Origin of the sequence: Xanthomonas sp. NCPPB 1128 (assembly GCF_001043115.1) — a bacterium.
Classification (GTDB): domain Bacteria; phylum Pseudomonadota; class Gammaproteobacteria; order Xanthomonadales; family Xanthomonadaceae; genus Xanthomonas_A.
This window is the reverse complement of the sequence record NZ_LFME01000001.1, coordinates 297,245-313,518: the sequence shown is the minus strand read 5'-3', so window position 1 is coordinate 313,518 and position 16,274 is coordinate 297,245. Positions and strand designations below refer to the sequence as shown.

The 16,274-nt window shown below is 69.1% G+C and carries 9 protein-coding genes; 2 read left to right on the top strand and 7 right to left on the bottom strand.

The features are described 5' to 3' along the window. Positions 1-24: 24 nt before the first annotated feature. The 7 genes from xylA to ACP93_RS01215 all read right to left on the bottom strand — a co-directional run bounded on the left by xylA (position 25) and on the right by ACP93_RS01215 (position 14,220). Positions 25-1,365, bottom strand: coding sequence for a xylose isomerase (gene xylA / locus ACP93_RS01245; protein WP_048489035.1), 1,341 nt, complete (start codon positions 1,363-1,365; stop codon positions 25-27). A gap of 34 nt (positions 1,366-1,399) precedes the next feature. Further along, positions 1,400-2,893: a xylulokinase gene (gene xylB, locus ACP93_RS01240; RefSeq protein WP_048489034.1), complete on the bottom strand. Its 1,494-nt coding sequence runs from the start codon at positions 2,891-2,893 to the stop codon at positions 1,400-1,402. 494 nt (positions 2,894-3,387) lie between these two features. Next, positions 3,388-6,270, bottom strand: coding sequence for a TIM-barrel domain-containing protein (locus ACP93_RS01235; protein ID WP_048489033.1), 2,883 nt, complete (start codon positions 6,268-6,270; stop codon positions 3,388-3,390). 51 nt (positions 6,271-6,321) lie between these two features. After that, complete coding sequence (locus ACP93_RS01230) at positions 6,322-8,004, bottom strand: DUF5597 domain-containing protein (RefSeq protein ID WP_048489032.1); 1,683 nt, start codon at positions 8,002-8,004, stop codon at positions 6,322-6,324. Positions 8,005-8,021: 17 nt separating this feature from the next. Beyond that, a complete protein-coding gene (locus ACP93_RS01225) occupies positions 8,022-9,959 on the bottom strand; it encodes a sialate O-acetylesterase (RefSeq protein ID WP_048489148.1) in 1,938 nt (645 codons plus the stop codon). A gap of 79 nt (positions 9,960-10,038) precedes the next feature. Continuing rightward, entirely contained in the window at positions 10,039-12,969 is a 2,931-nt protein-coding gene (locus ACP93_RS01220; protein ID WP_048489031.1) for a TonB-dependent receptor, read from the bottom strand. Positions 12,970-13,257: 288 nt separating this feature from the next. After that, complete coding sequence (locus ACP93_RS01215) at positions 13,258-14,220, bottom strand: LysR substrate-binding domain-containing protein (protein ID WP_010343903.1); 963 nt, start codon at positions 14,218-14,220, stop codon at positions 13,258-13,260. A gap of 283 nt (positions 14,221-14,503) precedes the next feature. Between ACP93_RS01215 and ACP93_RS01210 the strand changes: the two genes are divergently transcribed. Next, positions 14,504-15,124, top strand: a complete 621-nt coding sequence (locus tag ACP93_RS01210) for a 2-dehydro-3-deoxy-6-phosphogalactonate aldolase (protein WP_048489030.1) — start codon at positions 14,504-14,506, stop codon at positions 15,122-15,124. After that, positions 15,121-16,272 carry a galactonate dehydratase gene (gene dgoD, locus ACP93_RS01205; protein ID WP_048489029.1) on the top strand — a complete coding sequence of 384 codons (1,152 nt, stop codon included), beginning with the start codon at positions 15,121-15,123 and terminating at the stop codon, positions 16,270-16,272. Before ACP93_RS01210 ends, dgoD begins: the two co-directional genes overlap by 4 nt. Positions 16,273-16,274: the final 2 nt, after the last annotated feature.

The window sequence follows — 16,274 nt, the reverse complement described above, 5'->3', positions numbered from 1 at the left end:
ACCGGGCCGCCGCCGCGCACCGGTTCAGCGCAGCAGGTACTGGTTGATCAGGTTCTCGTAGGCTTCCTGGCGGCCGCTGCGCTGGGTCGGCTCGCCGGCCTGCGCGGCGTGCGCGGCGAGGTCGGCCAGCGTGCTCTTGCCGGCGGCGAAGGCCGCACCGGCGCCGCCGTCGAAGCTGGCGTAGCGCTCGCGGCGCCATTGCTCCAGCGGCGACGTCGTGAGCAACGCGTGCGCGACTTCCAGGCCGCGCGCGAACGCGTCCATGCCGCCGATGTGGGCGATGAACAGGTCCTGCGGATCGGACGACTCGCGGCGCACCTTGGCGTCGAAGTTGAGCCCGCCCGGGGCCAGCCCGCCCTGCCGCAGCACCACCAGCATCGCGCCGACCGTGTCGTACAGGTCGACCGGGAACTGGTCGGTGTCCCAGCCGTTCTGCGGATTGCCGCGGTTGGCGTCGATGCTGCCGAGCAGGCCGGCGTCGCTGGCCACCTGCAGGTCGTGCTCGAAGCTGTGCCCGGACAGCGTGGCGTGGTTGGCCTCGATGTTGAGCTTGAAGTCCTGGTCCAGCCCATGCTGGCGCAGGAAGCCGACCACGGTGGCGCTGTCGAAGTCGTACTGGTGCTTCATCGGCTCCATCGGCTTGGGCTCGATCAGGAAATTGCCCTTGAAGCCGATGCTGCGACCGTAGTCGCGGGCCAGGGTCAAAAACCGCGCCAGGTGCTCCTGCTCGCGCCGCATCTGCGTGTTGTGCAGGCAGGCGTAGCCTTCGCGGCCGCCCCAGAACACGTAGTTCTCCCCGCCCAGTTCCACCGTCGCCTCCAGCGCGGCCTTGACCTGCACCGCCGCGCGCGCGACCACGTCGAAGTCCGGGTTGGTCGCCGCGCCGTTCATGTAGCGCGGGTGCGAGAACAGGTTGGCGGTGCCCCACAGCAGTTTGACGCCCGTGTCGGCCTGGCGCTGCCTGGCGATGCCGACCATGTGCTTGAGATTGTTTTCGTACTGGCCCACGTCCTCGGCGTCCGGCGCCAGGTCCACGTCGTGGAAGCAGTAGTACGGCACGCCGAGCTTGGTGAAGAACTCGAATGCCGCATCGGCCTTGGCCTCGGCCCGGCCCAGCGCGTCGCTGCCGGCGTCCCAGGGATAGGCGCGGGTACCCGGGCCGAACGGATCGGCGCCGTTGCCGCAGAAGCTGTGCCAGTAGGCCACGGCGAAGCGCAGGTGCTCGGCCATGGTCTTGTCGCCGATGCGCTTGCCGGCGTCGTAGACCTTGAACGCCAGCGGATTGTCCGAGGCCTTGCCTTCGAACGGAATGCGACCGATGCCCGGAAAGTAGTCCTTGGCGCCGGTGTAGACGGAAGTGCTCATCACGAAGTCCTGGTGCGTTGCGGGGGAAAGGAAATCACGCGGCGTACAGCGGGCCGATGGCCTGCAGATGCCGCTGGAAGGTCTGGTAGTGCGCCCGGTACTGCGCGCCACGCTGCGCGTCCGGCTGCGCGGACCGTGCCGGGTCGTCCTGCTGGTGCTGCAGCACCACCTCGGCCAGGCTCGCGCGCTCGCCCTGCGCCCAGCCGTCGGCCCACAGCGCCTGCAGCGCGGCGCCGAACGCCGCGCCCTCCGGTTGCGCCGGCACGTGCACCGGCAGCTCGAACAAGTCGGCGATGAGCTGGCGCCAGCCGGCGCTGTTGCTGCCGCCGCCGGTGAGGGAGATCGCATCGAACTGCAGGCCGGCATCGACGAACGCGTCGAAGCCGTTGCGCAGGCTGTAGCTGGCGCCCTCCATCGCCGCGCGATAGAAATGCGCCGGCGTGGTGTTGTGCAGGTCCATGCCGGTCAGGCAGCCACGCGCTGCCGGCAGGTTCGGGGTGCGTTCGCCGTTGAAGAACGGCAGCAGCACCAGTCCGTCGGCACCGGGCTCGGTGGCGGCGAGCAATGCTTCGCCCTGCCCGGTCTTGATGCCGAACAGGCGCGCGATGGTCTCGGTGGCGACCGTGCAGTTCATGGTGCAGATCAGCGGCAGCCAGCCGCCGCTGGAGGAGCAGAACGCGGCCCAGCGTGCGTCGGGGTCCACCACCGGCCGCTCCGCGTAGGCGAACAGCGTGCCGGAGGTGCCCAGGCTCATGCTCAGGCGTCCGGGCACCACATTGCCGGTGCCGATCGCCGCCGTCATGTTGTCGCCGCCGCCGGTGGCCACGCGCACCTCGCGCGGCAGGCCGAGCGTCTGCGCCGCGGCGGCGGAGAGGACGAAACTGGTTTCGGTCGGCACCAGCGGCGGCAGCGCCGCGGCCAGGTCGCGCTGCGGATCGATCGCCTGCAGCAGCGGCGCCGACCACTGCCGCGTGCGCACGTCCAGCCAGCCGCTGCCGGACGCGTCGCCGACCTCGGCGTAGCGCTCGCCGGTGAGCCAGAAATTGACGTAGTCGTGCGGCAGCAGCACCGAGGTCATCGCGGCGTACGCCTCTGGGCGATGCTTGCGCGTCCACGGCAGCTTGGAGGCGGTGTAGCCGGCCAGGATCGGATTGCCGGCCAGCGCCACGCAGCGCTGCGCGCCGCCGACCGCATCCATGATCTCCTCGCACTCGCGCTGGGTGCTGGTGTCGCACCACAGCTTGACCGGCGCGGTGACCTGGCCGTGCGCGTCCAGCGGCACGAAGCCGTGCTGCTGCCCGGACACCGCGATGGCCCGCACCTGCGCCCGCTGCGCGGCGCTCAGCGCGGCGAAGCAGGCGACGATGCCGTCGATCCACCACTGCGCCTGCTGCTCGCGGGTGCCGTCGTCGCGGCTGATCAGTTCCAGCGCATGACCGTGGGTGGCCACCACCTGCCGGCTGTCGGCATCGTAGGCGAGCAGCTTGACGCTCTGCGTGCCCACGTCCAGACCGATGTACAGACTCATTGCCGCACCTGCCACATCTTGCACACACCCACGTCCATCATCGCTCCAGGAGAAAGGCCGGCGTGCGGGGGCCACCCGCCGTGACGCCGAGTGTAGTGCGCACCGCACGCATCACGCAGCGGCGCATGATGACGCCGAGTGCCCCCGCCCTGCCAGCGCGGCTCGCGCGATGGCGCACGCACGCCGTGCATCCGGCTGTCCTGCAGCCAATTCGCGGTCAACGCATGCAGAAGCAGGACACCGATCGAGCCAATGGATGTCACTGCATGCCGTGATGGCGCGTCGCATGCGCGACACGATGGCGAATGGCGCGGTCTCGACTCTGCGCAGGATATGTCTACACACGGCACCGTCTTGATGCGCTGCAGCAGATATAGGAGCACACGCTGCTGCCGCGTCTGCCTCTCCATGCGGACGACGCGCGTGCATGCAGCCCGCCGCGATGATGGCGGCGCAAGGACGATGGCCGTCGCTTCGCTGGCCTCGCGCCACACTCATCCGGCGCCGGCCACACCGGCGCGCCCGGCGCTGACATGCGGCACATCGACGCCCTCACCGCGGTAGTCCACCGTGGCATCGGCCTTGGGCTCCAGCGCACCGGCATCGTCGCGCGGACCATCGACGAAGCGCACGTGGATAGTGCGCCGTTCCTGCATGCCCGGCCAGCGGCCTTCGCGCGCACCGATGCGCAGCACGCCCCTGGCCTGGTCCCATTGCAGCGGGATGCGACTGAACTCGCCCTTTTCGTAGCCGTAGCCGGTGCCGTCGTCCTCGTACAGCGAGAAGCGGCCGTCGGCACCGGTATAGACCACCACGGTCAGCGGTGCGTCCGGGATCTGGTCGACGTACTGCTGCACGCGGGTCATCGGCACGATGGCGCCGGCGCGCACGAACAGCGGCATGCGCTGCAGCGGTGCGGCGGCGTCGATGGTCTGGCCGCCTGCGTGGCGCGCGCCGCTGTTGAAGTCGATCCAGTCGGTACCGGCCGGCAGGTACACCTTGCGCGAGGTCGCACCGAAGCGGGTCACCGGCGCCACCAGGAACGCCGGGCCGAACAGATACTCGTCGTCGATGTCGGCGACCTTCGGGTCGTGCGGGAAGTCCATCGGCAGGCCGCGCATCATCACCCCGTCGTGATGATAGGTGTCGCCGGCGAGCGTGTAGATGTAGGGCAGCAGCGCGTAGCGCAGGCGGCTGTAGTAGGCCATGCTGGCGTAGTACGGCGTGCCTTCCGGCGCGATGTTCCAGATCTCGCGGTACGGGAACTGGCCGTGCGAGCGGAACAGCGGCACGAAGGCGCCGAACTGGAACCAGCGCGTGTTGAGTTCGCGCCACTCGGGCAGATGCGCAGGATCCTGGCTTTCGTAGCGCTTCTCCACGGCGAAGCCGCCGATGTCGAAGGTCCAGTTCGGCAGGCCCGACATCGACAGGTTGACGCCGGCGGAGATCTGCTCGCGCATGTCCTCCCAGCGCGAGGCGATGTCGCCGCTCCACACCGCCACGGCGTTGCGCTGGATGCCGGCGTAACCCTTGCGCGAGAGGATGAACACGCGCTTGCCATCGGCGGCGCGATCGCCGGCGTAGACGCCGTGGGTGTGCGGCAACGGATAGGCATTGAAGAACTCGGTGGACGGCCCCAGCGCGGTCGGGGTGGTGCGCGCCTTGCGCTCGGCGATGTCCAGGTTGGAATGCACGTCGGGCTCGTCGGCGTCCAGCCACCAGGCATCGATGCCCTTGCGGTTGAGCGTCTCGTCGATCTGCCGCCAGTAGATCGCCTGCGCGTCGGCCGCATACGGGTCGTAGAACGCGTTGGTGTAGCCCTTGCCGATCCAGTCCAGTTCGCCCACCTCGACGTTGCGCCGGTAGATGTGTCCGGCCGCGTCCAGCTCCTTGTAGTGGGCGGTGGCCGAATAGAACTTCGGCCAGACCGAGATCATCAGCTGCGCGTGGCTGTCGTGCACCGCCTTGACCATGCCGTCCGGGTCGGGAAAGCGCTCGCGATCGAACGCGTGCGAGCCCCAGGCGTTCTCCGGCCAGTACGACCAGTCGAGCACGATGTTGTCGATCGGCAGTTGCCGCCGGCGGTACTCGGCCAGCGCGCCGAGCAGTTCGTCCTGGGTCTTGTAGCGCTCGCGGCTCTGCCAGAAGCCGTAGGCCCACTTCGGCAGCAACACGGCCTTGCCGGTAAGCGTACGGTAGCCGGCGATGACCTGGTCGGCGTTGTCGCCGGCAACGACGTAGTAGTCGATCATCTGCCCGGCTTCGGACCACAGCGACAGGTCGCCGGCCTCGGCCGCCGGCAGCGGGTCGCGATGCAGCAGCGCGATGTAGCTGGGATCGATCAGGTCCCACTCGACCTTGAGGGTATGCCGCTGGCCGGGCTGCAGCTGCAGCGCGAACTCGTGGTGCCAGGGGTTCCAGTTCTGCCGCCAGCGGTCGACGAGCAGCTTGCCGTCGACCCACAGCCGGGCGTATTCGCTGGCGTAGAGCGAGAAGGTGTGCGTGCCGCCACGCTCGGCCTCGATCTGGCCTTCCCAGCGCACCTGCATGCGGCGCTTGTCGCCGGGCTTGGCGGCAGCAGGAAACTTCGCCAGGTCCTTGATGTACTGGTAGTCGATGTCAGGCTCGCGGCGCTCCAGCACCGGCTTGCCGTCGATCGCGTAGTGCGCGGTGAGCGCGCCCGGCCTGCCTTGCGCGTCGTACAGGCGCAGCGTCGCCGGCAGCGGCTGCAGCCCGCGCGGATCGCCGAAGCGGGTGATCGCGTTGTTGTCCCAGAGGATGCCGTAGTTGCGGCTGGACACCAGGTACGGCACCGCCATGTCCAGGTTGCTCTGCAGCAGCTCGATGTCGCGGCCCTTCTGGTTCATCCAGCCCTGCTGGTGCTGCCCGAATCCGTAGAAGGCCTCGTCGGGCGGCGAGACGAAACGCTGGCGCACACTCAGATAATTGCGCCCCTCGACCTGCAGCGGCACGAAGCTGCGCCCGCCCGCCACTTCCGCCAGCAAGTGCGTGCCCTGCGCATCGGTGAAGCCGACATGGCCGTCGACGGTGGAGACCTGCGCGGTCATCCGGGCGGTCTTGAGCTGCACCGTCTGGCCGTGTTGCTCCAGCGTAAAGCCGGTCTCGCCCTGCACCGGCACCCGCATCAGGCTGGGCGTGCGCTGGAACGCGCCGGTCGGATCGGCGCTGACCCGGACGATGCCGCGGTCGATCACCTGCAGTCGCACCGGCGCTGCGCCCTTGGCGCTGGGATGCACGGTGACGCCGTCGGCATCGCGGGTCACCTCCTGCGCTGCGGCGGACGCGGTGGCCACGCACAACGCCAGCGCCAGCAGGCGCGGCAACGACGGTGGCAGATGAAGGTTCGCGTTGTGCATGGTCACTCCTTGGAGGGTCGCGCAAGACGGCGCCGCAGGCGCCGCCCGGCGTCAGTAGGTCGCCAGCGTGACCCGCAGCAACTGCGGCACGTCGGAGAAGTTGAGCCCGTAATCGGTCTGATCGCCGTTCCAGTTGCGCCGGAACCGCCACTGCTCGCCCTCGTACACGCCCTCCTCGACCCGGTCGTAGAGCATGTTGGCGGTGGCCGCGCTGGCCGGATGCAGGGTCACCCGCGCGTGCTGGGCGGTGATCAGAAAGGTGTCCGGCCCGAGTTCGGCGATCAGCGCCGCGCCGATCGGCGTGGCGTTACCTGGCGGCTCGCCCTGGAACCAGAACTGCGGCACGCCGTAGGTGACGGTGGCGCTCCAACGCGCGTTGAGCGGCAGCTCCTGCACCGCCTGACCCGGCGCCTCGGCGGTACCGTGCAATTTGCCCGCGGCCGCGGCCCGGGCGAACACGCGCATGCCCATGCCCACCGCGCGGTAACCCAGCGTGAACGGCGCCAGCGCCTGCGCGTCCACGCGCTTGGCGCCGAGCGGATAATTGGAGTAGCCGCTGTAATCGATGCCGAAGGTCGACCAGCCGATGCCGTCGTGGCCCAGCGCCGGATACAGATAACGTGCGTACTCGGGGCGGTTGCCGGTCTCGGCGACGAACAGCGCGTTGTCCGCCCGCGCGTAGCGCTGCAGCACCGTGGTGTACAGCGGGTACTCGGGCATGTAGATGTCCGGCGCCAGCAGATCGATGTGCGGCGCCGCCGCCTTCCACACGTCCAGCACGTTGTCGGTGGGGCCGCCGCTGGCGTACTGCCCGGGCTGGCCGGGATTGAACGGGCCGCGCAACGCCGCGTTGACGTAAACCGGCAACGGATACGCGGCCTTGCCGGCCTCGGCGACGCGGTCGATGAAGCGCGCGATGTGCCAGGCATGAAAGATCTCGTCGGCATCGGCGCCGAACACCTGCGCCCAGCTGCCCGGCGGCTTGCCGAGCCGCTGCAGCAGCACCTGCGGCACCGGGCCATCGAACACGCGCTGCGCCATCGGCGAAAAGTCGCGCGCGCTGCCGTAGGTGCCCGGCTCGTTCTCCGCCTGCACCATGATCACCGTGCGCTGCGGATCGGCCTGGCGCAGATGCCGCATGAAGGCGACGAAGGCCTTGCGATCGGCCTCGAGCGTGGCCGGGGCCAGCGGCGACAGCGAGCCCAGGCGTCGTCCATCGTGCGTGACCACGCGCGGGAAGCGCGCGTCGTCGGTCTTGACCCAGTGCGGCGCGTAGTTGGGGCCGTTGTTCTTCCAGGTGCCGAACCACAGCAGCACCAGCCGCACCCGCTGCGTGCGCGCCTGCGCCAACAGCGTGTCGACGAAGGAGAAATCGAAACGCCCCTCCTCCGGCTCCACCTGCTCCCAGGCGATCGGTACCTGCACCGTATTCGGCCCCAGCGCGCGGATTGCCGGCCACACCTGCGCCAGCGCTGCCGGATAGTTGCTGGAATTGTTGACCTGCGCGCCGAGGATCAGGAACGGCGCACCGTCGACCAGCAGCGCGTGGCGGCCGTCGCTGCTGACCAGGCGCGGGATCGGCGCTGGCGCCGATGGCGCAGCGGTGCCGGCAGCGCGCGCATGGGACGGCGGTACATCCGGCGCGGCCTGGCAGGCCGCCAGCAGCAGCGACAGCAGGATCGGCAGCCACCATCCACAACGCGCGCCGCACGGCTGCGATTCAGTGCCTCGCATGCGGCGCGCAGCCTGCCTCACCAGCTGTCGGTGCGGAACGGGCCCACCGGCAACTGCTCGCGGTTGACCAGGTTGGCGTCCTCGGGGTTCTCGCTCCAGGCGTAGCGCAGTGCCTGCGGCTGCGGCACCGCGTCGCTGCGGACCACCACCTGGTCGCCCTCGATGCGCGCCTGCGCCGGATGGAAGCGACGATCGGCACCGGCCAGGGCGAAGCCGCGCACCACGCTGCCGCCGCCACGCACCGCCAGCGCGCTGCCCATCATGTCGAACATCGCGCGTGCCTGGCCATCGGCGAACGTGGCGCGCGCGAACACCGGCGCGCTGTAGACCAGCGTTTCGCCGTAGGCCACGTGCCGCGCGACCAGCGCCAGGCGATGCCCCACGTCCTGCTTGTTGGTGGGATGGATGTTGTCCGGCATGCCGATGTCGATGGTCACCGCCTGTCCGGTCGCCGGCAGCGCCAGCGTCCTGGTCTGCGATTCGCGCAGTTGCGCCCACGGGCTCAGGTCGCCCTGGTCGTTGCCGGCCTTCCAGTTGGCCAGCTGCACCCACAGGAACGGCAGTTGCGGCTGTCCGCGCTCCTGCCGCCATCGCCTGATCATCGCCGCGAACTGCTCGCGGTAGCGCAGCGCGCCATAGGGGTAGGCGTTGCTCTCGCCCTGGTACCAGATCACGCCCTTGACCGGGAACGGCTGCAGCGGATGGATCATCGCGTTGTACAGCAGCGTCGGGATCTGGTTCTTGTCGTCGTTGGCGGCCAGCGTCACCTTGCCCGGCCGGAACTGCCAGTCGCCGGCCAGCGAACGCGGCTGGCCGCCGTCCGGCTGCACGAAGAACGCCGACGCATCGCCGGGAATGCCGCCGAAGCCGCCCGTGTCCAGGATCCGGATCGCGACATGGTTGATGCCGGCACGCAGCGCCGTCGGCGGCACGCGATAGCGGCGCGGCTCGGTGTAGCGTCCTTCGGTATGGCCGACCTCCACGCCGTTGACGTAGGTGGTGTCGGCATCGTCGGCCGGGCCGATGCCTACGACGGCGCCGGCCTTGGCTTCGGCCGCGCTCAAAGTGAAGGTGGTGCGGTACCAGGCGACGCCGTCCATGCCGACGTAGCCGTGCTGCTCCCACAGCCCCGGCAGCGGCTGGCGGTCCCAGTCGCGGTCGTCCAGATCGGCGGCGGCCCAAGTCGTGTCCGTCTGTGCATCCGTGACCTGCGGCCAGCGCGCCAGGCGTCGCTTGGTCTCGCCAAGCTCCTTTGCGTCCTTGGCCTGCATCTGTGCGATGCGCGTGCGCACCTGCGCCGTGTCCACGCCGGGCGAGGCCGCGTCCATCCAGGCTTCGATCGCGCTGCCACCCCAGCTGCTGTCGATGATGCCGATCGGCACCCCGGTATGCTGGCGCAGGTCGCGGGCGAAGAAGTACGCCACCGCCGAAAACGCGCCGGCAGTGGCCGGCGTCGCCGCGACCCAGCTACCGCCGGGCAGCCGCGGCTGCGGCTGCGCCGCCCAGGCCTTGGGTACCTTGAAGTTGCGCAGTTGCGGATCCGTCGCCGCCGCCACTTCGCGCGCGCCGTCGCGCGCCTGCGCCAGCGGCCACTCCATGTTGGACTGGCCACTGGCCAACCACACGTCGCCGATCAGCACGTCGCCGATGCGGCGCTGGCTGCCGTCGCCCTGCACCTCCAGCACGTACGGGCCGCCGGCCGCATGCGCCGGCAACTGCAGTTGCCAGCGACCATCGGCGCCAGCGACCGTGCTGGCACTGGCGCCGTCCAGGCGCACCTGGATACGTGCGCCGGGCGTCGCCCAGCCCCACACCGGAATCGGCGCATCGCGCTGCAGCACCGCGCCGTCGGCGACCAGCAAGGGCAGTTCCAGTGCGGCGGCCGCCGGCCATGACGCGGCGGCCAAGGCCAGCAAGGCAAGGCGGCGAACGGTGCGGAGCAAGGGGACGGCCATGCGTGGATCCTGCATCGGGGAAGGGCCGGCGGCGGCCGGCATCGAGCAGGCAAACCGCGCACCGGATGCTGCGTAGCGCTTACCAGGTGGCGCGCAACACCAGCGAATAGCGGCGATCGTTGACGAACCAACTGCGCGTGTACAGACGGCGGTCGACCTCACCGTCGCTGTACGAGGTCGGCCCCATCAGCACCTTGGTGAGCGAATTGGTGATGTTGTTGGCCTGCACGCCCAACTGCAGGTGCGGCGTGAAGCGGTAGAACACCGAGCCGTCGAGCTGGCCGTAGTCGTCCGACCAGGTCGGCAGCTTGGTCGACACGTCGCTGGCGGTCAGCAGGTAGCGCGAGCGCCAGTTGTAGGCCAGGCGCACCGACAGCGGCCCCTTCTCGTAGATGCCGGCGAGGTTGTAGCTGCGCCGCGACAGGCCTTCCAGCGGCAGCGCCACGCCGGTGACGGTGGTCTTGGTGTAGGGATCGGTGGCCGTGTTCACGCCGCCGCTGCTGTCGACGAAGGTGAAGTTGGCATTGACCCCGAAGCCGCTCATCCAGCCCGGCAGCGAATCGAAGAACTGGGTGTAACCGTACTCGAAGCCGCGGATGCGGCCCTTGTCCATGTTGTACGGGCGCGTCACCAGGAAATCCTGGCCGTTGTAGTTCTCGGTGACGGTCTGGTTGGAGAAGTAGTCCTTGACGCTCTTGTAGAACAGCGTCACATACATCATGTCGCTGCTGTCGAAGTACCACTCCAGCGCCGCGTCGTACTGGTCGGCCTTCATCGGCTTGAGATTGGGATTGCCGGCGGTGCCTGTCCAGTCCTTCAACGAGCCGTCGTCGTTGACGGTCGCGGTCAACAACAGGTACGGCTGCAGTTGAGTGTAGTCCGGCCGCGCCATCGCCTTGGAGGCGGCCAGGCGCAACTGCAGCGCATCGGAGAACTTGAAGCGCAGGTTCAGGCTCGGCAGCACGTCGGTGTAGCTGCCCTGCGCGTTGTTCGGGAAGTACTGCCCGTAGTACTGCGCCTTGAGCGCGTCCGAGGCCGAGGTGCCGGACAGGTTCGGATACTGGCCATAGCCGGAGGCCTCGGTCCTGGTCTGTACCACGCGCACGCCGATGTTGCCGTCCACCGGCACCCCCAGCGCCTCGTCGTTGCCGAAGTACATCACCATGTAGGCCGCCTGGGTGCGCTCGAACTGGCGGTTGGTGTCCTGCAACTGATACTGGTCTGGTGCCCAGCCCCAGCCGCGCAGCGCGACGATCTGCTCGATCAGCGCCGAGGTGCCGGTGTAGTCCTTGACGGTGCTGTTGCGCGGGAAATACAGGTTGTTGGGCACGCGCGCATTGCCGCGCAGCAGGTTCGAAAAGGAATACAGCGACGAGGACGCGGTCATGTAGCTGGCCAGGTCGGCCAGGCCGGTGGCGGTGCCGGGGATGGTGGCCCAGTTGTCGCTGATCACGCCCCAGTTGTAGCCGGAGTTCTTGTTGGTCTGGGTGCGGTCGGTGGCGCGGATGCCGGCACGGAACGTGCGCAGCCACGGGTTGTCGTCGTAGCTGTACTCCAGGTCGAAGCGCGTGGCCAGTTCGCGACCACGGTTCTTCGCCAGGTGATCCATGGCCGCGCTCCAGAAATAGTTGGAGGGGTCGGCGGTGTAGCTGGGGTCGGCGAGGGTCACCGCCGGGTACTTGCCGCTGAGATCGAAGGTCAGCCCCGGCAGATAGATCGAGCTGAACAGGGTGAAGTCCAACGTGTCGCTCTGCGACTGCACCAGTTGCATGTCGCCGCGCACGGTCAGCCGGTCGGTCAGGCGATGGGTGAAGCCGCCGGACAGATCCGAGGTGGTGGTGCTCTGCCGGGCGTAACGGTTGTCGGTGTAGAAACGCACGCCGTCGTTGCCGGTGACGTTGCCGCGCCAGGAACTCGACGCCGGCGAACCGCTGACGAAGCGGCCTGCGTCGTCGTAGGTGAAGGTGGTGCCGGGCGCCGGCGCGATCGCGTTGGTGTCGTCGTTGAAGAACGCCGCGCGCTCCTGCCAGTTCATGTCGTAGGACGAGCGCAGGTATTGCACGTAGAGGTCGGTGGCGTCGCTGGGTCGCCACTGGAAGGCGGCCGCCACGCCCTTGCGTTTGCGTTCGAATTCCAGCTGGCGCCAGTTGACGCCACCGGGCACGTAGACCTTGTCGAAGCGGGTGCCCGCCAGCAATGCGGGATCGGTGCGGCGCACGAACGGTTCCACCTGGATACCGTCGCTGCGCGTGGATAGTTCCGAGTGCGCGACATCGAGCATGAAGCCCATTTCGCCCAGCCCGGTGTTCCAGCGATCGCTGAACAGGAACGAGCCCGACGGCTTGTAGGTCTTGCTCAGATCGCCGTAGTTGACGTCGGCGGTGGCGCCGATCACCCGACCGGGCTGGTCGAACGGCATGCGCGTGCGCAGGTTGACCGTGCCGCCGAGGCCGCCCTCGATGATCTCCGCTGAAGGATTCTTGTACACGTCCACCCCGGCCATCAGTTCGGCCGGCACATCCTCGAAGCTGAGACCGCGCCCGCTGGCGGCACTGAAGCTGTCGCGGCCGTTGAGTTCGCCGCGCACCTGGGTCATGCCGCGGATCATCACCCCGCTGCCTTCGGCCGAGAAGTGGTCCGGATCGTTGCGCGCCATGAAGTGATCGATGGTCACGCCGCTGACCCGCTGCAGGGTCTCGGTGACGCTGCGGTCCGGCAATGCGCCGATGTCCTCGGCGCTGACCGCGTCGACGATCTGCTCGGCGTCGTGCTTGATCGACTGCGACTTGATCAGGCTCGCGCGCACGCCCTTGACCTCGATCGCGTCGAGTTGGACCGGGTCGCCCTTCTTGGCGGCAGGCTGCTTGGCGGCAGGTTCCGCCTCCTGCGCCAGCGCCTGTGCGCTGAGCAACACGCCGATGCTCAGCGCGATGAGGGAACGCGGCAAAACGCGGGGACGACGTGACGCTGCGGTCGGCTTGGCCGGACCACGAGGATGCTGCGATGCCATGCTGTTTCCCTCCCAGGAGACATGCACACAGACACGGGCGACGGTCGCGCCAGGGCGCCGTCCTGCGAGTTGTGACGGCACTGGCCGAGGCCGTTGCCGTATCGGGTGGCGCCGCTGCGCGGATCGGCAGGCCGGTCGTTACCGCGATCGGCCGAGACTAGGAATGCACTTCGCGTGACGCAAATGAAAATTTCACGCCCAGCTATGCCAGTTGCGACTAGCGGGACGCGCACCACGGCATGTCTACGAAATCGTCCATTCGCGGCACCAGGACGCCAGCGACGAGGGTCAGAGGCTCGCTGCGCGTTCGGGATACAGCCGCTTTGCGGCGTTACGCAGCGCCAACAACACGCGTTCGGCACCCGGCGGCAGCAGATAATCGCGGCGACGCACAATGCCGAACGATTCCATGCGCACTCCCAGCGTGATCGGCAACACCGTCAGCAACTTGGCCTGCACGTAGGGCGCCACTGCCTCCGCCGGCAGTGCGGCCAGCAGGTCGCTGCCACGCAGCAGGCTGGTCATCACCGGCAGCGACGAGGTCTCGATGACGTTCTGCGGCGCCGGCACCGCATGCTCCAGGAACATCGCGTCCAGGCGCGCGCGCAGCACGCTGTCGGCCGGCGGCAATACCCAGCCGTAGCGGGCCAGGTCGGCATGGCGCAGGTCGGCGCGGGTGGACAGCGGGTGGCCGGCGCGGGCGATCACCGAATGCGGCTCGTCGGCCAGCGGCTCGAACTCCAGCGCCTCGGCGCCGTAGGGGCCGAGGATGCGCCCGATCACGATGTCGAGCTGGCCGTCGAGCAGCTTGGCCACCAATGGCCGGCTGTAGTCCATCTCCACCCGCACCAGGATCCCGGGAAACTCGCGCTTGACCTCGGCGATCGCCTGCGGCACCAGGTTGGTGCCCGGATTGACCACGGTGCCGATCGAGACCTGGCCCATGCGCCCCTCGCACAGCGCCGCGATCTCTTCCTGGGCGCGGCCGATCTCCGACATCGCCGCACGCGCGCGGCGGATCAGCACCTGCCCGTACCAGGTCGGCTCGACCCCGCGCGCGTGGCGCTCGAACAGCTTCACGCCCAGCAGGTCCTCCATTTCCGCCAGCAGCTTGGACGCCGCCGGCTGGGTCATGCTGGCCGCCTCGGCCGCGCGCAGCACCGAGCGGTGCTCGTGCAACTGCAGCAGCAGCAACAGATGCCGGGTCTTCAGGCGCGCGGCATTGAACCAGGGATTGGCGGAAGCATTCATCGTGGGCAGGCGTCCTGGGGAGCGAAGCCGCCTATTCGGCGGCGGAATAGAATATGCCTAAAATTTCATTTGCAGAGCATATCTCACGCGCGCAGGCTACTGCCCATCGCGCCCCCTGCTGGCGTCGCTGCCACCGCCCCTGCTTGCGCAGGCAGGCCGATTCAGCCGGGTTCGCGCCAGCGTCGATGCAGCGGGCGCGGACCGCGGCCTTGCCGCCCGGCCCCACCGCGGCACCGTGCTGACCGCGCGTCTCCTTCACCGCCGCTTCCCGCCAGGTACCCCGATGTCCGCCGCTTCCCCGTTCCGACTCCCGCTGATCGCGATCCTGCGCGGCCTAACCCCCGAGGACGCGCTGGCGCACGTCGGGGCGCTGGCCGATGCCGGCTACGACGCGATCGAGATCCCGCTCAATTCGCCGCGCTGGGCCGACAGCATCGGCCCGGCCGCGCAGGCATTCGGGCAGCGCTGCTGGATCGGCGGCGGCACCGTACTGCAGATCGGCGACGTCGACGCGCTGGCCGATCTCGGCGCGCGCTTCATCGTCACCCCCAACACGCGTCCGCCGGTGATCCGCCACGCGGTCGCGCGCGGCCTGCAGGTGGTGGCCGGCTTCGCCACCGCCACCGAGGCGTTCGACGCGCTGGATGCCGGCGCGCAGATGCTCAAGCTGTTCCCCGCCGCCACCTACGGGCCTGGCCACGTGCGCGCCCTGCGCGCGGTGCTGCCGGCGCAGGTGCCGCTGTTCGTGGTCGGCGGCGTCAATACCGAGACCCTGCACGACTACCTGGCCGCCGGCGCGATCGGTGCCGGCATCGGCGGCGAGCTGTACCGCCCCGGCCAGTCGCTCGCACAGACCCAGGCGCACGCCGCCGCCTTCCGCCACGCCTATCTGGACCGCGCATGAAGATCGTCCGCCTCACCACCTACCACGCCGCGCCGCGCTGGCTGTTCCTGAAGGTCGAGACCGACGAGGGCATCACCGGCTGGGGCGAGCCGGTCATCGAAGGCCGCGCGCGCAGCGTCGAGGCCGCGGTGCGCGAACTCGGCGACAGCCTGATCGGCAAGGACCCGGCGCGGATCAACGACATCTGGCAGATGCTCTACCGCGGCGGCTTCTACCGCGGCGGCCCGATCCTGATGAGCGCCATCGCCGGCATCGACCAGGCGCTGTGGGACATCAAGGGCAAGGCGCTGGGCGTGCCGGTGTACGAACTGCTCGGCGGGCGTGTGCGCGACCGCATGAAGACCTATCGCTGGGTCGGCGGCGACCGCCCCGCGGCGACCATCGCGCAGATCCAGGGCTACCGCGACCTCGGCTTCGACACCTTCAAGTTCAACGGCACCGAGGAAATGAAGCTGATCGACGGCCCGCGCGCGGTGGACGCGGCGGTGGCCAAGGTGGCGCAGATCCGCGAGGCGTTCGGCACCGCCATCGATTTCGGCATCGACTTCCACGGCCGCGTCGCCGCGCCGATGGCGCGCGTGCTGCTGCGCGAACTGGAGCCGTTCAAGCCGCTGTTCGTCGAGGAACCGGTTCTGCCCGAGCAGGCCGAGTACTACCCGCGGCTGGCCGCGTCCACGCCGATCCCGCTGGCGGCCGGCGAGCGCATGTTCTCGCGCTTCGACTTCAAGCCGGTGCTGCAGGCCGGCCGCCTGTCGCTGCTGCAGCCGGACCTCTCGCACGCCGGCGGCATCACCGAATGCCTGAAGATCGCCAGCATGGCCGAGGCCTACGAGGTCGGCCTGGCGCCGCACTGCCCGCTCGGCCCCGTGGCGCTGGCCGCCTGCCTGCAGGTGGATTTCGTCTCGCACAACGCAGTGCTGCAGGAACAGAGCATCGGCATCCATTACAACGAAGGCGCCGACCTGCTCGACTACGTGCTCAACAAGGACGACTTCGCCTGCGACAATGGCGGCAGCATCGCCGCATTGCCCAAACCGGGCCTCGGCGTGGAAATCGACGAGGAGCGCCTGCGCCATGCCAACGCCAACCCACCCGACTGGCACAACCCCATCTGGCGTCACGCCGACGGCAGCATCGCCGAATGGTGAGC